Here is a 19,529-nt window from a genome sequence, read left to right as displayed (position 1 = left end):
CTACGCGGCTCTTTCGCGGAGCTGGGCCATTTTGTCGTGGAGTGATTTGAGCTTTCGTTCGATCTTTTTCGCATCCGCCAGTTTTTTCTTGATCGTCGGATCGGAGAGCGGGTTCTTCGCGCCGTTCGCCTCGGCGAGCTCGAAGAGCCGCTCGCCGATCTCGGAGAAATTTTTCTCCGCCTTCTGTTCGAACAAAAAAATCTGGTAGCGCAGCTTTCCGATCTGCGCCAAGTGGTCCGCTTTCTCGGAGACCGATCCCGGCCGCCGTTTGACGTGGGGAATTTCCCCCCGCATCTTCCGGGTGATATCCTCCTTCACCTTCATCCATGCATTCATGCAATACTCCTTCCGAAGAACCTTCTTCTTTATTGTAAGATTTTCCGGAGAGACGATTCAAGCCGACCGGGGCGGAGGCCTTCCCTGAACTCCGGAATTTCCGGTTGCCTTTTTAAATCCGTTTCGATACCATGCCGCCATTGCCCACTCTTCCCTGCGGGAGATCCCATGCCGCGCGCCGATCAGCCGATCCGCCAATGGACGATCCTCAAGCTGTTGGAGTCGAACGGGCGGGTGACCCTTCGGCAGATCTCCGACGCCCTCTCCGAAACCTGCCATGAGCGGACGCTCCGGCGGGACCTCGACGTCCTGGGGCTCGTCGGGTTTCCGATCTACGCCGAGCGGGAGAACGGCAAGAGCGTTTGGAAGCTTGACGACGCTTACAAGCGCGCCCCCCTTCCCCTCACCGGCACGGAGCTTTACGCCCTCCAATGCGGGATGCAGATGATGGCGCCGCTGGAAGGGACCTTCCTCGCCGACGCGATCCAGGGCCTCACCCAAAAAATCAAAGCGAACCTTCCCGCCAAAAGCAAAGATTATCTCGCCCTGCTTCAGCAGACGATTCAGATCGGGATGCCGCCGTACAAAGTTTACAAGGCGCACCGCTCCCGGATCGATCCGATCCGGCGGGCGATCGAGACCGGAAAAACAATCGAGATCCGCTACACCCCCTTGCGGACCGGCCGTCCCGCAACGAGAGCCGTCAATCCATATCGTCTCTGGCACTACGGCGGAACGCTCTACCTCATCGGTTACTGTCATGAACGAAAAGACACCCGCACCTTTGTTATCGACCGGATCGCCTCGCTTCAGGTGACCGGCCGGCCGTTTCAGATCCCCTTCTACTTCTCCATCGACGATTATTTCAAAGACGCCTTCGGGGTCTACCGGGGGGAGGCGGAGGATGTTTCCCTCCTTTTCGAAAAGAAGGCGGCCCTCTGGGTGCGGGAGCGGCGGTGGCATCGGAGCCAGAAGATCACGCCGCTTCGCGGCGGAAAAATTCAACTGGACCTTCGCGTGGCGATTACCCCCGAGCTGATGCAGTGGGTGATGGGGTTCGGAGCGCAGGTGGAGGTGACCGCGCCGGTGAGATTAAGACGGATGGTGGAGAATGAGGCGTGGAAGGTGGCGGGGAAGTATCAGAAGGGGAAGATCAATGCCGTGGCAAAAACCGCATCGGCGAAGAAGAGAGAAATTTAGTCTTCATTCCGTATGGGCTTTTTCCTGAAGAACTCGGCGACGGCTGCTTTGCCGGCCCGACCCTGCGCAACATCGAGAACAAGCTGAACCAAAGCGGTATTGGTGATTTTAAGATCGACCTGATTGAGTTCCAGAAACACCAAAGCCGCCGTCGCGCCGACCCGTTTGTTGCCGTCAACGAAGGGATGGTTTTGAACAATGTGGAAAAGGTAGCCTGCCGCCATTTCGAAGAGATCTGTATGAAGATACTGATCTCCGAATCCGGCCTGGGGCATCGCCACGGCCGATTGCAAGAGCATCATGTCCCGGATGCCGGCGGTTCCCCCGTAATGGGTGATCTGGTCGGCATGGATTTCGATCACCTCTTCCAAGGTGAGAAAGATCGGCTCCATTTTCACTCGGCCAATTTCTTAAGAGCGCGGCCATAACGTTTGTTCACCTTCTTCAGCGCGCTCTGAAATGATTGACGGCGCTTTTCATCCGGAGCCGGAGCGATAATCAGGCACTTCCCGTCGGTCGTCACCGAGAGCGGGGTTTGATCATCGATCTCCAAAAGGTCGAGTACCGGACGGTCGATCACCAGCGCCAGGCTGTTGCCGTGTTTGGTCAAGCGTTTGATCATGTTGAGCCTCCATGACAAAGTTTATTCAATGTATCTCCATTGTATTACCTCTTTTTTGGGAGGTCAAGGGAGGAATCGAATCTAAATAGTAGGAGGCATTCTTGTCCATCTTTCCTTCTCCAGGTGGGAGGGGCATTCCTGCCCCGATTCTTTCTGGAAAGAATTAAAGAGGCAGGAGATAAAATTTTTTTGAGGGTGAAGAGAATTTGTGACCTGGGATGTCAAAGGGGCATGGTAGGATCGCGCTTATGAAGTTAAAGAAAAGACTGACATCTTGATCTGGTTGCAAGTTTTTTGAAAATGGCTTATTCGTTTAAGTCAAACTCAGCAGGAGACGATCCAGTATAGAATTGACGTTCGAATATTGCGGCGGGCCGCGCAGTATCGGCGACATCCAACACTTGCGATGGATTTTGGAGGAATAGAAGTCCGATGAGTGAAGAGAGGGATGACATCGACTGGCGTTTGACGACCTGGGAAGGGAGCCGCGGGCCCAACGGAGGCAGGCGCTCAAGCTGACGCTACGGGAGTGCGTGGAGGCGGTTGAAGGGATGGCGGAGGTTGCGCGGCCATTTGCCGCGGCCCCATTTATTTCATCACAACTCTATACCCAACAGAGGACATTAAGTGAATAAACCCCATATCGAGTTCATAAATTGGTTCAAAAGAATTACAACACATGAACCCTATCCATATCAAATCCGCTTCGCAATGGATGATTCCCTTCCTCAATTAGTCGATATACCGACAGGCTTGGGGAAAACGGCAACGACTATCTTAGGATGGTTATGGAGGCGGAGGTTTCATCAGGATAGAGCGATCCAAAATGCCACACCGCGCCGCCTTGTTTACTGCCTGCCCATGCGTGTATTGGTTGAACAAACCTACGAGAACGCAAAGGGTTGGCTGAATGAATTAAACCTGCTTGGTAACCCCGGTGACGGGAAAGTTTCGGTCCACCTTCTTATGGGCGGTGAAATCGCTCTGGACTGGGACGCCCATCCGGAAGCGGATGCAATCCTGATCGGCACTCAAGACCAGCTGCTATCGCGCGCATTAAACCGGGGCTATGCAATGAGCCGCTATCGATGGCCAATGCATTTTTCCCTTCTCAATAACGACTGTCTTTGGACCTTCGACGAAGTGCAGCTGATGGGAGCGGGACTTCCGACAACCGCTCAGCTTCAGGCGTTTCGGGAAAAGCTCGGCACCTATGGAGCAGTTCATTCGCTCTGGATGTCCGCCACACTGAAAAAAGAAGGACTTGCCACAGTCGATTTTCTGGAACAGGCCGCTCGTCTCCAAACGCTCTCGTTGAATGACCAAGATAAGCAGCATCAAGAAGTATCTAAACGCACGAATGCCAGAAAATCTCTGACCAAGGCGCAGACGATTTGGCGCGCGGAAGCAGCAGATGACTATGCGGAGACTTTAGCAAAAGAAGTGGTGCAGAAGCACAAGACCGAGTCGTTCAGCCTGGTCATTGTAAATCGTGTCAATCGCGCCCAGGAAGTATTCAAAGCACTACAAGAACTCTTGCGAAGCGCTTCCCAACCACCAGACCTTCTTCTCATTCATTCCCGTTTCCGCTCCGCCGAACGGAAAAAGATTCAAGCACGTCTAAAAGAAAGCCCTCCACAAGGCCGTATCATTGTGGCCACTCAGGCCATTGAGGCAGGCATCGATCTCTCCGCCCAAACGCTCTTTACGGAACTGGCCCCCTGGTCGTCACTCGTTCAACGGTTTGGGCGGTGCAATCGATACGGAGAATACAACGAAGATCATCCTGCCCGCATCTTTTGGATAGACCTCGAAACGCTGATCGTCAACAAAAAAGGTGAAAATGAGCCAAATAAAGAGGCGGCTCAACCCTATGAGACCACTCCGCTGGACTGGGCGAGAAAACAACTGACGCAGTTAACGGATGGGGGACCTCAAGCAGTCTCTGGATTCAGCGATCCTTTCCCGGCTCCGCCCGCCCATATGCTCCGGAAAAAAGATTTGATCGAACTTTTTGACACCACCCCCGATCTGGCGGGGAATGACATTGACGTATCCCGTTACATTCGTGAAACCGAGAACAATGATGTTCAGGTCTATTGGCGAGCATTAGTTGATAAAAATTCGGAAAGTGCACCCCGAGACGAAGAACTCTGTTCGGTTTCAATTAAAAGTTTCAGAATCTTTCTAAAAAGGAAGAAGCCAGCCTCCCGATGGAATAGTTTAGATCAAGAGTGGGTTCCCGTTACGGATAGATCCGTCTGGCCCGGCCTTACCATTCGCATGGACATCGGTTCCGGCGGCTATTCGGAAGAGCTTGGCTGGACTGGAGACGAGAACGATCTGGTCACGGCTCTTCCACCTCCTCCAGACGCCACTCCGCTGGACGCTTACGACGATAACCGGCGGACCTTTATAGGCCGTTACGTCACCCTGACGGAGCATGCAAAAGATGTTGCTGAAGCGCTCAATGCCTTCAGGAAAATACTTTTTAGTTCTCTACCCGATGTCCCGTGGGACGACCTCTCCAAGGCGGCTCGATGGCACGATATCGGAAAAGCCCATGAAGTATTCCAAATGATGCTGCCGACTCCCTTACCAAGCGACGATTTAGGCGGAGCCCAGCCCCCATGGGCAAAATCGGCCCATAAAGGGGGAGCATATCAACGCCCCCATTTCCGTCATGAACTTGCCTCGGCTTTGGCACTTTTGCAACACAAGGAATCCGATCTCGCCGCGTACCTTGCAGCAGCCCATCACGGCAAGGTGCGTCTTTCGATCCGCTCCCTTCCTGGTGAAAGAGCATCTGGTGATGGTCGGCCCTTCGCCCGCGGCGTCTGGGAAGGAGATGAGCTTCCGGCGGTCGACCTTGGAGACAAAATTCAGAGTCAGAAATTGATTCTGACACTCGCTTATATGGGAATGGGTGAGGGCCCGCATGGGGCCAGCTGGTTGGAGCGAACACTTAGATTGCGGGATGAATACGGGCCTTTTAGATTAGCCTGGATGGAAACCCTCGTTCGTGTGGCCGATTGGAGAGGAACCCAAAAGGAAGAGGAGATCAATGAATGATCTGATACTTTCTGGATGTAGACCGGAACCGCTGGCCAACTATCTCAAGGCCCTCGGGGTATTACGGCTCTTGGGAGAACAGGCTGACCCAAATGTCCGTGGCGGATGGAAACAAGATGAGTTTATTCTCCGATCGAGCCTTGATCGAGAAAAACTGGAGCAGTTCTTTTTGCAGGATTATCCGCCAACGCCCATTGTCGCCCCGTGGAATGGGGGAAGTGGATTTTATCCGAAAGACAAAAAAGAGGGAATCGATGCCCTATGTACTTCTCCGGCTCAACGATTCTCCGATTACCGGCAAACGATTTCTATCGCTCAAAACTTAATCGAATCACTTGGGTTGTCCGAAAAATCGAGTGGCGAGCAAAAGCAACTCCTTTTACGTCAATGCCGAAATCATTTCCCGGATAAAGCAGTCGCCTGGCTGGATGCGGCGTATATCCTGACGGAACATGAAGCGAAATATCCACCTCTCCTCGGAACCGGTGGTAACGACGGGCGGTTGGAATTCACGAATAATTTCATGCAGCGCTTGATCGACATTTTCGATATCGGAATGGGTACGCCGACCGCTTTTTCCCGGTCATGGCTCTCCGGCGCTCTTTTCAACGAGCCTGTACAGAAGCTTTTAGCTGACAAACCGATTGGGCAATTTTATCCGGGCGCAGCGGGAGGGGCAAATTCGTCAGTAGGTTTTTCCTCAAAATCACTGATCAATCCTTGGGATTTCATTCTCATGATCGAAGGTGCGTTGCTCTTTGCGGCTGCGGCAACAAAGCGTCTTCGGGCCGGCACCACCGTAGAGTTGGGTTATCCCTTCAGCACACGAGCGGCCGGCGTTGGATATGGCACTGCCAGCACGGCAGATGAAACTTCCCGCGGTGAACTCTGGATCCCCTTATGGGAATCCCCTTCATTGCTCTCTGAAGTGATCACCCTTTTTTCTGAGGGAAGGGCGCAAGCGGGACGGCGCCCTGCTAAAAATAGTGTCGACTTCGCCCAGGCATTGGCAATGCTGGGAACGGATCGCGGCATCAATGAATTTCTTCGCTACGGCTTTCAGGAGAGAAACGGTCTCGCTTATTTTGCAACCCCTCTGGGGCGTTGGAGGGCCAAAGCCCGTCCTAAGGCAAATTTGCTGGATCAGGTCGGGTCCTGGATCGATTCGTTCAGGCATAAAGCGATGGGAAACACCGCCCCCGAACGGATAAAACGAACATTTCGCGCCGTCGAAGAAGCGATCATGAACTTCTGCAAACCCGGAGGGCCCGCCCAAATGACGGAGATCGTGATTGCACTGGGGCAGGCAGAGAGGGCCTTGGCGGGATCACCTCGATTTCGAGAAGAAGCGTTTGCCAAACCGATTCTTCTTTCCGAAGAGTGGATTGAAGCATTAGACAATGGGAGAGAAAAAGCCGAATTTCACCTCGCTTTAGCGCTGGCCTCGATGGGAATCCGGAAGAATTTAGAACCGGTCGAAGTCCGACCTGGTAAAGTAAGTTGGCTTGATCAAAAGAATCCTCCGCATGTGGTCTGGAGAGATGGATCGCTCGTTAATAATCTTACGGCCGCTCTACTTCGGCGATGTTTGGATGCTGAGTCCCTGGATGGAAAATACCGAGCGGGCCTGGGAGAAATTGCGGCCTTTATTTCTGTTGATGTCGATGATTCACGGCTTGAGAAACTTCTATGGGGACTCTCTCTCATTGACTGGCCAAAAGGCACAACCGCAGCCAGTCATCGCATTGAGGGCAGGGTTACGCCCCTGCTCTATGATCTCCTGAAATTGACATGTCTGCATGAGCCTTTAAAGGATACACCGATTCCGCTCAATACAGCGATTCTGACGAGAGCAGCCTCAGGGGATGCAGCCGCAGCCTCAAAGCTGGCAGCCCAACGTCTCACAGGCAGCGGGTTTCATCCCTTAGTAAACCTTATTACAGAGCCGAGCAAAAAAACTCAACGCATTGCAGCAGCATTGATCTTTCCAATTTCCAGATCAGATATTTACCGCCTCGTTAAACGAATTTTAAAAGTGTCCGAGCCGGCACAAAGATAGAACTTAATATTCTTACTCACATGAAAGGAGAACACCATGGCCTCAAAATTGGATCTTAAGTCTCTTCAAGACACGCCCCGCCTCCTTATCGAAGTCGAACTTCAGCCAATCCAGGGGACCCGCTTTCAACCAACGGGCTTTCCCGATTTGGGTGCGGCGACATTCACCTTGCACAATGACACATCGATGCTCTTGGTCGAATCGGCACAAAGCATGGCGAACCGGTTAGAAAACATCTGCTGGGACGAAACGAACAGCGATCTTACCGCTACCCTTAAAGGGATCCCATATATCGTGGTCAAGGAGAACGGAAAGGTTATCACGAATTCCTTGCTGGAGTCTCATCGACTGAATTCCCCTTACATTCTGGAGGGCACCGATAAGACTTTTTTCAAAAAGCTAAAGGCAGAATTAGGAGCATTTGAAGAAAGGCCGGTCGACCTCAAACTCTTGGCCGCCATCCTAATGAAATATGACCTGAATGCCTTGTTGCATGGCGTCTTTTTAGCAAAGAGTGAATTAGCGGGGGGAAGACTCCGCTTAGCCAGGAGCCTCTCGGCTTTTATCGAAGCAAAACAGGTGTACGTCGCTGCAAGCGGTGGGGTCAAAATGGACCGGGTCAATCCACAAGGCGATACGAAAAAAGGGTTCGGCCATGTCCCTTTTCATCGAAATGAGTTTACCGCAAAGGAGATCACCGCTTTTTTCAACCTCGATATTGCCCAGATCCGAGGATATGGCCTGGGGGAAAACGCCGAACAGTTATTGGTCGCCGTTGCCTTATTTAAGATCCAGAAATTTTTAAAAGAAGGATTGCGCCTCAGAACGGCTTGCGATCTGGAAGTCGTCAAGACCACAGTAAAACGTCCGGAAAACTTTGAAATTCCATCTTTGCAGAACTTAGAGGCTGCATTGCCTCCGCTTATCATGGCAGTCGCCGGCGAAGGCAGATTTGCGAGCCCGGCGGTCACAACCGTCTCTTTTAACGGGGGCAATGGATGATCACCTTAAATATCCGGTTCATAGCCGGCCGATATCACGCGACCCCGTGGGGTCGGCATGTTAATGAGGGAGCGATCGAATGGCCGCCGTCTCCCTGGCGGATTTTGAGAGGGCTCATTGCCGCCTGGCATCGAAAGTTTTCAACCGATATTCCCGAACCTGCCGTTCGCAACATTGTTGAAAACTTAACAGCGCTTCCTTTGTTTCATCTTCCAAAAGCCACACTGGGGCACACGCGGCACTTCATGCCGCAGAGAGATCCGCTTGGCCGGGACAAAACGAAAATCTTTGATGCTTTTATTTCAATCCTGCCCGATGATCCGGTTTCAGTGATCTGGCCCTCGGTCACACTGGAACAAGATCAGTTACTCCTCCTTCAACGATTAACCTCCGGTCTCGGTTGCCTGGGCCGCGCGGAAAGCTGGGTCAGCATCGAGGTCTCAGACAAGTGGGACGGGGTCTCGAACTGCGAACAGATCGAAAACGGCGAGAAAGTAGAAGGAGAGCGGGTTCGAACCATGGCTGTACTGACACCAGAGGAGTATTCAGTCTGGTTGACTCATTTCAGCATTCAACCCATTGGCCCGGAACTCGCTACCAAAAAAAAGAACAGAAGTAAAAAGGACACACTTTCTGCTGCCCCAACCGATCTATGGGGTGCGCTTCACGCTGAAACAAGCGACTTGCAAAAACAAGGCTGGTCATTCCCTCCGGGAAGCAGATGGGTTGATTACAGCCGTCCGGATGATGCATTTCAGGTCGTCTACCAACGGAGGCCGATGATGAAAGAAATCCATAACCCGACCGTGGCCAGATACGCGCTTGCAGGCTCCGTCCTTCCTCAACTGACGGACAGTCTGTTTATTGGCGAGCGAATACGCCAGGCGCTCATGTCTAGATCAAAAGGGCTCGGTGACGATGAACATGCGTTGCCAGTTTTCTCCGGCAAAGGGAAAGATGGTACGGCCCTAACCAAAAATCATGTTCATGCCTTTTACCTCCCCACGGATGAAGATGGCGATCGGAAGCTCGACCATATTAACGTCTACTCCTCAACCGGATTCGATCAAAGGGCGCAGATCGCTTTGTACAGACTCGACAAGCTGTGGGGTCCTCTGGAACATGACATCTTCACCGTCCTTATAGGTCTTGGCCATGTAGAAGACTATGGCGGATTTGATGAACGGAAAGGTCAAGCGCCTCAATTAGCTCGATCGAAAGTTTGGGTTTCAGCAACTCCTTATCTGCTCACACGCCATCCGAAGAAGAATGGAAAGGATTCTCCAGAATCTCAACTGCGATTAGATCTGACCCGCCGAGGGTTGCCGGAGCCCATTAGAATTGACCCGGTGGATCATACCACCGTGTTGAATAAAAAGATCCGTTGGCTTGAGTTCCGGCGGATCAGAACAAAGGGTGAAGGCAGGCTCGCCGATCCACGAGGATATGGGTTCAGAATTGAATTCCCCATTGAGGTCCCCGGCCCGATTGCCCTGGGTTATGGATGTCACTTCGGTCTGGGCCAGTTCATCGCGATTAAAGAGTAGTCGCCTCATTCCTTATTTAATTGCTCTTTGACAACCGAAAAGGAGCTTTTCTATGAACAACGCTACAGATCCGCCTGCCGACCTGCCGCTCCTCCCCGTGCGGATGCTGAACGAGTTTACCTATTGTCCCCGTTTGGGATATTCGGCCTCATTGAAGTAAGGGGACGCTCTGGAACGTGGACAAGGTGATGGTCGCTTTCCGAAGAGTAAAATCTTCGGCCTCATTGAAGCGTCAGCTCCACGGAAATGTCCGACCCGGTAAGCTCCTCTTTCCGAAGAGTAAAATCTTCGGCCTCATTGAAGCGGTTTCTGGATAGGTTGAAAGAGCAGCACGCGGTGCTTTCCGAAGAGTAAAATCTTCGGCCCTATTGAAGCGACACGATCAAGGTCAACGCTTTTAAGCAGGCCGCGCTTTCCGAAGAGTAAAATCTTCGGCCTTATTGAAGCACAGGAGAGTTTTAAAGGCGGTTGCCCTTTTGGGTATCCTTTCCGAAGAGTAAAATCTTTGGCCTTATTGAAGCGAGTGGGACAACGACAATTATCTGAATTTCGGATACGGGTCCTTTCCGAAGACTAAAGTCTTCGGCCTCATTGAAGCGCGGGAATGGCCGAGAGCCTGATCAACGCCAAGATACTTTCCGAAGAGTAAAATCTTCGGCCTTATTGAAGCCCGCTGAGCCGCTTCGAGGGCGGAGAGGAGGGTAGGAACTTCCCGAAGAATAAAACCTTCGGCCTCATTGAAGCCCCAGGCCCCAGGCCCGAAGATCGGCATACCAGCATTTTCCGAAGAGTAAAATCTTCGGCCTTATTGAAGAGAGTGGTTCGCGCGAAAGACGCGGTGGCTCTACTTCCCTTTCCGAAGGGTAAAGTCTTCGGCCTTATTGAAGAGTCTGCGAGGAACATGATAAGCAGATTCAGGCGGACCAACTTTCCGAAGAGTAAAATCTTCGGCCTCATTGAAGTGATGTTGATGGTGCGGGGACCGGGACGTAGGGCCTCTCTAAAATCTTCGGCTTAATTGAAGCTCGTTCTGAAAATGTGGCCGTTTCTGAATTTCAGAATCTTTCCGAAGAGTAAAATCTTCGGCCTTATTGAAGCCTCGAAAGAGCCGGGGAGAGCTCGACCATCCCAACGGCCTTTCCGAAGAGTAAAGTCTTCGGCCTCATTGAAGCGTGATTCTCATTTCCAAAATCGTGATCTTGTCCAGCACTTTCCGAAGAGTAAAATCTTTGGCCCTATTGAAGCATGTCCGGGACTTCGGCATAGTTTTGGGTTTGCTCGACTTTCCGAAGAGTAAAATCTTCGGCCTCATTGAAGCTCGTGTTTGGCGAGGATTCCGAACAGGTCAGACATGAACTTTCCGAAGAGTAAAATCTTCGGCCTCATTGAAGCACCAGATAGGTCTTCGATCCAGGCTGGGTCGGCGCCACTTTCCGAAGAGTAAAATCTTCGGCCTCATTGAAGCTGACGAAGCATCCGCGAAATGGTTCGGAAATAGCGCGTTTCCGAAGCGCATTTGCTTACGGGTAGCATATGATTTGATCTTTGATGCCCCCCTAAGGCGTGAATACTTTTGACGGCACTATATCAATGTAAGTGGGGGGAAGGTTAATCCGTTGCGTCCATCCTCCGGATGGATTTCGGATGGAACCCCTTCGATGAGGCGGGGGACACAAACCATCGACGGCCGGCCCGCCTTCGGGCCGGCGCCGTATATCATCCTCTGTATCTTTCCAGCCGGTCAATTTCCTTCAGCCGCTTCTGCATCTCTTTCTTCGGGTTTCGCTTTGAGAACTGGCTGACCCGGTGGATGATGAAGTAGCGTCCCCCGCCCCGATTGAGGCAGGAGGTCTCTCGCTCGGGCTCTTTCTTCCTGCACTTCGCGTTCGGCATCGCTTTCAGAATCATCGCGTTCTCTCCTTCGGGCTATAAAAGTTTCGTCACATCGACAAGGCGGTTCGAGAAGCCCCATTCGTTGTCGTACCAGGCCAAAACCCGGAGCAGGTGCTCGCCGACGACCATCGTCGACGGCGCGTCGATCACGGCGGAGTAGGGGGAGCCGATGTAGTCGATCGAGACCAGCTCCTCTTCGGAAACTTGCAAAATCGGGGCGAGGCGCGGGTTCTGCTCCGCCTTCCGGAAGGCCTCGACGACCTTCTCCACATCGACCGGCTCCCGCGTCTGGGCCACCAGATCGAGGATCGAAACGTCCGGGATCGGGGCGCGAATCGCCATCCCGTCGATTTTCCCCGCCAGCTCCGGAAGGGCCTGGGTCGCCGCGATCGCCGCGCCGGTGGTGGTCGGGATGAGGGAGAGGGCCGCGGCCCGGCCTCTTCGTTTGTCTTTTTTCTTCGGGCGGTCGAGGAGGACCTGGGAAGAAGTATAGGCGTGGACCGTGTTCATCAGGGCATGCTCGATCGTAAAGGCGTCGTTCAGCACCTTGGCGACGGGGGCGATGCAGTTGGTCGTGCAGGAGGCGTTCGACACGATGTGATGGCGCCGGGGGTCGTACCGATCCTCGTTGACCCCCATCGTGATCGTCAGATCGGCGTCGCGGGCGGGGGCGGAAACAAGCACCTTCCGCGCGCCGGCTTGCAGATGTTTCAAGGCCCCTTCGCGGTTCGTAAATTTCCCGGAGCATTCGACCACCCCTTCCACGTCCCACTCTTTCCAGGGAAGACGGGAGGGATCGGCCTCGTTGAGCACGGCAATTTTCTTCCCATCCGCGACAAAATGGTTCCGCTCCACCTCGAAGGGATGTTTCCATTTTCCGTGAACCGAATCGAATTTAAACGCGTAGGCGAGGCTCTCCGGATCGGAGATGTCGTTCACGGCGACGACCTCCAGATCTTTCTCTTCTCTTTGAAGGGCGATTCTTAAAAAGGCGCGGCCGATCCGGCCGAATCCGTTGATTGCAATCCGTCTCATGAAGACCTCCTTGCGGAGCAGGGGACGATCCGAAGCGCGTTCTCGACCGCCAAGACCCCTTCGGTAAAGCGGACGGCGTCTTCGATCATCGCTTTTTCGGCGAGCAGGGAGACAGACCCTTCCAGACGGACCACCCCGGCGGAGACGGCGATCCGAAGGTCGGGCGGGAACTCCGTCACGGCGCTGCGCTTGAGGCTGCTTAAGACGCGTCCCCCGATCTCCCGATCGTCTGTCGAGAGGAACCCCTCTTTTTTCTCCGGAACCATCCTTCGCTCCCGATGAAATCGATTTCGATCATCGCCGCCGATGAGACTCAAAATGAGACTCAAATGGATCGAACGATGAGAAATATCATGATTGATATCGGAGCAATATTTGTACCAGGCATCGTCGCAACGGCGGACGATGCCATGCAAAGGGAGGAAGTCCAAGGGGCTCTCCGCTTTACCCGCCCGATCGCTTCCGGGAGATCCGCGGGTGATGTGATCCGGAATGTATAAAAACCACCGTTCTTTCGCAATCGCCTCGGTCATCTGTGCAAGCTTTTTACAAAGAGAAATCGAGGCGCCTGAATGATTTCATTTTTAATCGAATAGAAAAGCTCCGCGCTCTTTTAAAAAGGCACTTTTCTTGCTCATACTATCAATAGGCATATGACATCTGTCCGGACGAAGCTCAACCAGACACGGTATATCGCGAATCCTATGGAGATGAAAATGTTGAGGATGATCAGGAAATATCTTCCAGCTTTTGGGACTTTATTCGCCATCACATTCTTTTTGGTCATGGCGCTCACCGCCTTGGCTCAAGTCCGGCACGCGCAGCAAGATAAAAAAGGGAGCCGAAGCGCGATCGAAGCGACCCGGCCGAGCGGGAGCGCTCAATGGGAGCGTCGATCGGTTGTTGAAGAAGAGCGGACGACGCGCTTCGCGGCGGCATATGCCGATCCGCGAACGGGAATGATCGGCCAAGGTCTGACTCGGACCGATCATCAAGAAAGTGAACCACATCGATTGTTTCAATCGAACCTGTCGGCCGGTAACGGAAGGCCGTCGGGCTTTTTACTTGTAAGGTAAGCAAGGGAGGTATTGTGATGAAAAAAGGATTCTTCGTCCTATTTGGATTAATGATAGGAATGTTCCTCATGGGACCGGTCCTGTCTCATGCAGAAATGGAGCAAAAACCCTCGAATCAATTTGAAGAGGGGAGAGGGGCGGCTCCCGGCGGCGGCAGCGGGGTGATCCTCTCGGAGGGGAGACTTTCCGGCGAGGTGGTGAATATCAATCCGCAAACCGGGATGATCGAGATCCAAACCGAGGAAGGGGTGACCAACCGTTTCACGGTTGAGGAAGAAGCAAAAGAGCAGCTCAATCAGATCAAAAAAGGAGACCAGGTCGATTTGGTGATGGTCCTTCGGGCGACCCCCCAGCAAGGAACGCAGGGAGGATCGCCGCAGCAGCCGATGACCCGGTGATCGGTTTGTTGTCCCTTCCGATGAAGGAGAGAGAGAACGGGCAACGACTCTATTAAACGAACCCCGGCGACCCCGAATGCACAGAGCGGGCGCCGGGGTTCGCACTTGCCGATAAAGGAGAGATTTGATGAAAAGATTCGTCGTCTTATTTGGTTTTTTAATGATGGGAATGCTGATCATGGGGCCGGTCACCTCCTCTGCGCAGATGGCGCAGCCGGATGAGCAGCAGGGTCAACCGGGGCGTGATCTGAATCAACAACAGCCCGATCCGGGGATGGAATCGGAGCAGCCGGGAATGGAATCGCAAGAAGGGATGGCCCCCGGCGGAACGCCGATGATCCCGACGCGAGGAACGGTTTCGGGAGAGGTGCTCGATATCGATCCGGCGACCGGATTGATTGCCGTGCGGACCCCGGAAGGGATGGTGAATATCTTTACCGTCGAGGAAGGGGCGAGAGGCCAGCTGGATCAAATCGAAGAGGGAGACCAGATCGACCTGGTCGTGGTCCTCAACGCGGTCGAGGTGACCCCCCAAGAGCAAGGGGGACCGATGGAGCCGCCGGCCGGGTAATCTCAGCGTCTCCTCATTTCTTCAGAGCCCCGAGGGTTCGGATCATTCCGATCGTCGGGGCTCTTTCTTTGGCGGTCGGGAGCTTCGCGCGTCGAACGGCCCCCTCCCAAGCCGATTTCTCTTTCATCTTCCATCGTCATTTTGCCGTAGATCAGATAGGGATACCGCGCGTTCTCCCGGGCATAACCCATGTTGATCATCGAGAAGATCGTAAAGAGGCCGAGGATGATCAGAAGCGCTTGAGGGAAACGCCCTCCTCCCCCCCACTCCGTCTTGAAGCGCAGGGCGCTGAGATAGAAGCCGTAGTTGAGGATTCCCAATCCGATCAGGACCCCCATCGCAATGTATTTATGCGGCTGCATCTTTCCCCAGGGATTGACCTCGGCCGAGGTGAAATACTCGGCGAAGGGGATGTAGCGGACCTGGTAAGGCATCACGAAAACGATCGCCGCGATTCCCATCACGATGAAGGTGATCAGACGGTACCGCTTGAAATGGGGGTTTTCTTTGTACCGAAAGTAGGCCATCCGGAACATGTACCAGGTTCCGGCGATAAAGAGAACGTTGATCAGGAGGACCTGGAGAACGAAGATCCACGATTTCTCGCCGAGCATCAGCCGGCTGAACGCCCCCTCGGAGGCGAAGCGGACCGCTTTCAGATAGGAAAACCCGATGATCGGCATCAGAAGAAGAAATCCGAACCCGACAATCACCGAAAAGGCGCCGACCCATTCATGATAGGCCCGCTCTTCCGGATCTTTCGTCCGCAAATAACGGATGGCCGAAAGCGCGGCGATGCCGAAGCCAAACCACGACAGATTTCCGGCGAAGCGATGAAGGGTCAGTTGAACCATCGTCGGGTTGATGGCCCGTTTGAAAAACGGCTCGACCGGGCCGGGGGTCAGCATGAAAGAGCCGACGATGTCGATCATCACCATCGCGATCACCCCGAAGGTCGCCCCCAGCCAGGCGACGAACAGATGGGTTTTCCGCGGCCATTTTCCCCAGCTGTAATACCAGGGATAGAGACAGGCGGCCTCCCCCAAGAACATCGACGCCTCGAAGATCAGCGGCCAGAACATGATCCGAAAAAGAAGGGTCCAGAAGGCCGGCCAGAGGATCGTCAGCAAGAAAACGAGGACCACCCCCAAAAAGGCCACCGTCGCGCTCATCAGCACGAGGGTGCGGGCGATCGAATGGGAGAGCCGCTCGTAGCGCGGCTCGCGGGTGAGCACCCCGACCGATTCGGCCGTGGCGCCCAAGAGCATCCCCCCGACGATGAAGGTGGCGAAGAGAGAGTGCAGCGACGCGGTGATTGCGATCGCCAATCGGCTTGCGAGTAACGATTCCTCCATCCCGATTCCCCTGTTGCGTCAGTAGTTGAGAATCCGCGCCCCCGCCATCAGGGCGAGGACGATGATAAAAAGATAGACCCACGTTCCGATGATCGTCGGGACCGGCCTTCGGATGGGGCTGACCTCCGGGTGGCGCTCGACAAACGGAATGAGGGGGAGAAAAAGAAAAAAGAGGGTGACGAGAATCAGCCCGATCGGGATCAACCGCCCCGGAAAGAACATCAGCCACTCGTCCACCGACCAGAAAAACCACTCCGGCCGGGGAATGATCTCGGTCGGCGGCGGCTCTTCGCCCCGATAAGGGGAGAAGGGGAAGAGGATCGAAAAAAGCGAAACGGCGGTGATCAGGCCGAAGGCGACGATCGAGTCGCGGAAAACCTGGGCGGGATAAAAAGGCTCCGTCTCGTCGGGGGTCATTTTCGTCACGATGATCGATTCCCGCGGGACCCCCTTCGCCTTCAGCGCCGCGATCTGATCGCGGTACTCGATGACCGACCCGAAGAGGCCGTGCTTCCGGATCAGGTAGAGGTGCAATGTAATCAAAATTCCGAGCACCAGCGGGAGAACCCAAACATGCAGGGCGTAGAACCGGGTCAGCGTGAGGGTGCCGACATGTTCTCCCCCCAGGAGCGCGCTGCGAAGAAAAGGGCCGACCAACGGGAAATAGGAGAGGGTGTTCCCGAAGACCGTTCCGATCCAATGGGCGTTGTCGTCCCACGGCAAAAGCCCGCCGGTCAAGCCGATGCCGATCACCGTCAAAAAGATCAGCGCGCCGATGACCCAGGTCATCTCCCGCGGCCGCTTGAACGAGCCGCTCACGAAGACGCGGAACATGTGGAGTCCGATCACGACGAAGAGGAGGTTCGCCGACCAGCGGTGCATGCTCCGCAGATACCAGCCGTAGCTCACCTGCTCCGTGATGTACCGGATCGACTGCTCGGCGTATTCCCCGTCTGGGACGTAGTAGAACATCAAGAAGGCGCCGGTGACGAACTGGATCGTGATCAAAGACAAGGTGGCGCTCCCGAGGGTATAAAACCAGGCCCCCCGCTTCGGGAGCGGCTTCTGAAGCATCCGCTCGAAAATATCGAGCCCCACCCGCTCGTCGAACCAATCCCGGAGCGATTGTCTCATGCCGTGTCTCAAGCCGGCCTCCTCGGATCTTTCCATCCGACCTCGTAAACGTTCGCCGGGTCTTTCAGATAGACCAGCCCGTTCTCCACCTTGTATTCCATCTCCGCCAGGTTCCGGGGCGGGGGGCCGCCGATCACCTCCCCGAAGTTGTTATAGAGTCCGCCGTGGCAGGGGCAGATGATCATCCGCTTCGCCTCGTCCCATGCGGTCGGGCAGCCGAGATGGGTGCAAAAAGAGGAGAAGAGGGCCAACTTTCCCCCTTTCTTCACCGCGAAGACCGGCCGCGAGGTCTCCCGCGTCCGCCATCCCTCTTTCACGAAATAGGGGACCTGAAACATCCGGGGGAGATCTCCGATCGACTCCATTTCCGCCAGGGAGGCGATCGGCGCCCACCGCGTCGATTGGGCGAGGTTCTCCCGGACGCGGAAGATCGGCGAGAGGATGTAGCCGATGATCGGCGCCGAGAGCATCAGGCCCAAAGCGCCGAAGATGCCCAGGATCGCCCGTTCCATGAAATGCCGCCGTCCGATCGGCTCTTCCGTTGTCTGATTCATCGTTGTGCGAGCTCCGATGCCGGTTGTTTTTCATCTTCAAGACGGATCTCTCCATACACCGTATACGGCCGCCGGGCCTGCTCCCGAATCACCCCCATCACCAGAAAGGTCGCCACGGCGCAAAAGCCGACCGAGATCGCGAGCCACGGTCCCCGGCGATGCTGCGGCGTTTCCCGGAGGGGAACGTGGCGGAGATGGTAAAGCGTAATCAAGATCAGGACCAGGGTCAGTCCCCGCCGAATCCAGACCTGCTGCGCGGCGAGGACCATGAAGAAAGCCGCCAGAAGGAGCGTTCCGATCAGAACGCGGGAGCGCCGGGGATGGGAGGAGATCTGCGCAAAAAATTGGTTGCTCAAGTAGAAAAGAAGTCCGATCAAGAGAAACTGGATCCGCAGCAGCCACTCCAGCTCGAAGAGAATCCGCTCGTACGCCCGCGGATTGGCCCGCCGGATCTGAAACGAATAGAGCATCCCCGCGATCGGCTGAATCAGGAGCAGGCCGGTTCCGATCACCATCCCCAAGTGCATGACCCGCGTATAGTAGGCCTCTTCTTCCCCTTTGGGTTTTCTCCAGAGCAGCTGCAAGCCGCCGTACAGGGCGATCGCGTAGAAGGAAATGATCAGGACGCCGAGGAAGCGATGGAGCGCCAACGGCGCCCAGGTCGGGTTCGTCAGAAAGGTGAGCCGAACGAAATCGGAGGTCCCCGGGCCCCCCATGTCCCCCTCGCCCGGCGTTAACATGTACGAGCCGATCCCGTCGAGGAGACCCCCCCAGATCAGAATCAAAACGGCGGCGGCGGCCCCCAGAGCGATATGCCGTGGAATACTCTTTTCCCTCGTTTTTTCCCATCGATACCAGTAAGTATAAAAAAACCAGATGTGAAGCAGAAAGACGCCGATCGCGATGTAGACGGCGGGTTTGAAAAGGCGGAAGATATAGACCGTCGACACCGGAAAAAGCCCGATGAACAGCTCGACCATGACGACGGCGAAGACGGCGCTGACGCTGAAGACCACCGCGACAAACCGGACCAGCGACCGGCCGAGCCGGGTGTAGAAAGGGTCCCGTATCCCAAAATATTCGAAGACCGGGGCGAGGACGATAAACCCCACCGTCAGTCCGGCCAGCGCGATGTGGAGCAGGCTGAATAATCCGATCGCCCCGCTGTTGCCGAGGACCGGGAATTGAATCGGAGGAAGGAGAAGGTCACTTTCAGGCATCGGTCTTCTTTCTTGCCGCGCCGGGCGCGCCGTTCAAAGGGTGCTCTGCGAATGTCGGGGAGAGGATTCCAATTCCGTCAGGAACCGGTAGAGCTCGCCGCTGCTGATCGGCTCTTTCAAAAAGCAGACGTTCGGCATCTCCGGAAAGGAGAGGGGGGCGCGCTCTCTGCAGAGGACCACCGCCGTGGCCGACGGCCGGAGGTCTTGCAGATTCATCAAAAACTCCAGGGCGTCCATCCCCGACATTTGGTCTTTCAGCAGAACGACATCGACCGGAAGTCTCTTGATGAAAGAGAGGGCGTCCGCCGCCTCGTGAATAAGCACAATGTTATAGGTTGCGCCGAGATAGGTGAATCGATCGAGCCCGTCGTAACCTTGATCCAACACCATCAGATTTTTTTGATGCATGGCCCCTCTCCTCAAATAATCTATTGGGATTGTGGAAAAGCAATATC

19 protein-coding genes and 1 CRISPR repeat array are annotated in these 19,529 nt (G+C 54.6%); of the genes, 8 read left to right on the top strand and 11 right to left on the bottom strand.

All coding sequences use genetic code 11. The features are described from left to right. On the bottom strand, nt 1-336 hold the full coding sequence (locus MNODULE_RS13375; protein WP_168060590.1) for a hypothetical protein: 336 nt from the start codon (nt 334-336) through the stop codon (nt 1-3). Nucleotides 337-504: 168 nt separating this feature from the next. On the opposite strand from MNODULE_RS13375, the gene MNODULE_RS13370 reads away from it, so the two are divergent. After that, a complete protein-coding gene (locus tag MNODULE_RS13370; RefSeq protein ID WP_168060588.1) occupies nt 505-1,536 on the top strand; it encodes a helix-turn-helix transcriptional regulator in 1,032 nt (343 codons plus the stop codon). On the opposite strand, the gene MNODULE_RS13365 is transcribed toward MNODULE_RS13370, so the two are convergent. After that, a complete protein-coding gene (locus MNODULE_RS13365; protein ID WP_168060586.1) occupies nt 1,533-1,928 on the bottom strand; it encodes a type II toxin-antitoxin system death-on-curing family toxin in 396 nt (131 codons plus the stop codon). The genes MNODULE_RS13370 and MNODULE_RS13365 overlap by 4 nt on opposite strands. 2 nt (nt 1,929-1,930) lie before the next feature. Continuing rightward, nucleotides 1,931-2,158 carry an AbrB/MazE/SpoVT family DNA-binding domain-containing protein gene (locus MNODULE_RS13360; RefSeq protein WP_168060584.1) on the bottom strand — a complete coding sequence of 76 codons (228 nt, stop codon included), beginning with the start codon at nt 2,156-2,158 and terminating at the stop codon, nt 1,931-1,933. Nucleotides 2,159-2,785: 627 nt separating this feature from the next. Between MNODULE_RS13360 and cas3g the strand changes: the two genes are divergently transcribed. The 4 genes from cas3g to csb2 are packed head-to-tail and all read left to right on the top strand — an operon-like array spanning nt 2,786 to nt 9,838. After that, the gene (gene cas3g, locus MNODULE_RS13355; protein ID WP_202882209.1) at nt 2,786-5,230 is read left to right on the top strand and encodes a type I-G CRISPR-associated helicase/endonuclease Cas3g; all 2,445 of its coding nucleotides are present in this window, start codon (nt 2,786-2,788) and stop codon (nt 5,228-5,230) included. Next, nucleotides 5,223-7,289, top strand: coding sequence for a type I-G CRISPR-associated protein Cas8g1/Csx17 (gene cas8g1, locus MNODULE_RS13350; protein ID WP_168060582.1), 2,067 nt, complete (start codon nt 5,223-5,225; stop codon nt 7,287-7,289). Before cas3g ends, cas8g1 begins: the two co-directional genes overlap by 8 nt. A gap of 36 nt (nt 7,290-7,325) precedes the next feature. Next, nucleotides 7,326-8,291, top strand: coding sequence for a type I-G CRISPR-associated RAMP protein Csb1/Cas7g (cas7g, locus tag MNODULE_RS13345; RefSeq protein WP_168060581.1), 966 nt, complete (start codon nt 7,326-7,328; stop codon nt 8,289-8,291). Continuing rightward, nucleotides 8,288-9,838, top strand: a complete 1,551-nt coding sequence (csb2, locus tag MNODULE_RS13340) for a type I-G CRISPR-associated protein Csb2 (RefSeq protein WP_168060579.1) — start codon at nt 8,288-8,290, stop codon at nt 9,836-9,838. The genes cas7g and csb2 overlap by 4 nt, the downstream gene beginning before the upstream one ends. Before the next feature lie 1,060 nt (nt 9,839-10,898). Then, nucleotides 10,899-11,303: direct repeats of the CRISPR family, unit length 37 nt; unit sequence ACTTTCCGAAGAGTAAAATCTTCGGCCTCATTGAAGC. A 251-nt stretch (nt 11,304-11,554) separates the two neighbouring features. Here the strand turns inward: csb2 and MNODULE_RS13335 are convergent. From MNODULE_RS13335 to MNODULE_RS13325, 3 genes are read right to left on the bottom strand one after another with little or no spacing between them, the layout of a single operon-like run. Then, entirely contained in the window at nt 11,555-11,746 is a 192-nt protein-coding gene (locus MNODULE_RS13335; protein WP_168060577.1) for a hypothetical protein, read from the bottom strand. Between the two features lie 18 nt (nt 11,747-11,764). Further along, a complete protein-coding gene (gap, locus tag MNODULE_RS13330; protein ID WP_168060575.1) occupies nt 11,765-12,766 on the bottom strand; it encodes a type I glyceraldehyde-3-phosphate dehydrogenase in 1,002 nt (333 codons plus the stop codon). Beyond that, complete coding sequence (locus tag MNODULE_RS13325; protein ID WP_168060573.1) at nt 12,763-13,299, bottom strand: BON domain-containing protein; 537 nt, start codon at nt 13,297-13,299, stop codon at nt 12,763-12,765. Before MNODULE_RS13325 ends, gap begins: the two co-directional genes overlap by 4 nt. Nucleotides 13,300-13,482: 183 nt before the next feature. On the opposite strand from MNODULE_RS13325, the gene MNODULE_RS13320 reads away from it, so the two are divergent. The 3 genes from MNODULE_RS13320 to MNODULE_RS13310 all read left to right on the top strand — a co-directional run bounded on the left by MNODULE_RS13320 (nt 13,483) and on the right by MNODULE_RS13310 (nt 14,811). Further along, nucleotides 13,483-13,842 (top strand): hypothetical protein, encoded by a 360-nt coding sequence (locus MNODULE_RS13320; protein ID WP_168060571.1) that lies wholly within the window; start codon nt 13,483-13,485, stop codon nt 13,840-13,842. 68 nt (nt 13,843-13,910) lie between these two features. Then, nucleotides 13,911-14,240: a hypothetical protein gene (locus MNODULE_RS13315; RefSeq protein ID WP_168060569.1), complete on the top strand. Its 330-nt coding sequence runs from the start codon at nt 13,911-13,913 to the stop codon at nt 14,238-14,240. A gap of 127 nt (nt 14,241-14,367) precedes the next feature. Next, entirely contained in the window at nt 14,368-14,811 is a 444-nt protein-coding gene (locus MNODULE_RS13310) for a hypothetical protein (protein WP_168060567.1), read from the top strand. 2 nt (nt 14,812-14,813) lie between these two features. Here the strand turns inward: MNODULE_RS13310 and MNODULE_RS13305 are convergent, their stop codons facing one another. From MNODULE_RS13305 to MNODULE_RS13285, 5 genes are read right to left on the bottom strand one after another with little or no spacing between them, the layout of a single operon-like run. After that, nucleotides 14,814-16,166 carry a cytochrome ubiquinol oxidase subunit I gene (locus tag MNODULE_RS13305; protein WP_168060565.1) on the bottom strand — a complete coding sequence of 451 codons (1,353 nt, stop codon included), beginning with the start codon at nt 16,164-16,166 and terminating at the stop codon, nt 14,814-14,816. A gap of 18 nt (nt 16,167-16,184) precedes the next feature. Then, nucleotides 16,185-17,336, bottom strand: a complete 1,152-nt coding sequence (locus tag MNODULE_RS13300; protein WP_168060563.1) for a cytochrome b — start codon at nt 17,334-17,336, stop codon at nt 16,185-16,187. Further along, nucleotides 17,309-17,854, bottom strand: a complete 546-nt coding sequence (locus MNODULE_RS13295) for a QcrA and Rieske domain-containing protein (RefSeq protein ID WP_168060561.1) — start codon at nt 17,852-17,854, stop codon at nt 17,309-17,311. The genes MNODULE_RS13300 and MNODULE_RS13295 overlap by 28 nt, the downstream gene beginning before the upstream one ends. Then, complete coding sequence (locus MNODULE_RS13290; protein ID WP_168060560.1) at nt 17,851-19,074, bottom strand: hypothetical protein; 1,224 nt, start codon at nt 19,072-19,074, stop codon at nt 17,851-17,853. Before MNODULE_RS13290 ends, MNODULE_RS13295 begins: the two co-directional genes overlap by 4 nt. Before the next feature lie 33 nt (nt 19,075-19,107). Continuing rightward, the gene (locus MNODULE_RS13285; protein WP_168060558.1) at nt 19,108-19,482 is read right to left on the bottom strand and encodes a response regulator; all 375 of its coding nucleotides are present in this window, start codon (nt 19,480-19,482) and stop codon (nt 19,108-19,110) included. Between the last annotated feature and the right edge of the window lie 47 nt (nt 19,483-19,529).

Source organism: Candidatus Manganitrophus noduliformans (assembly GCF_012184425.1).
Lineage (GTDB): Bacteria > Nitrospirota > Nitrospiria > SBBL01 > Manganitrophaceae > Manganitrophus > Manganitrophus noduliformans.
Note: the sequence above shows the minus strand (reverse complement) of the source record. Positions and strands in the feature narration are given on the sequence as shown.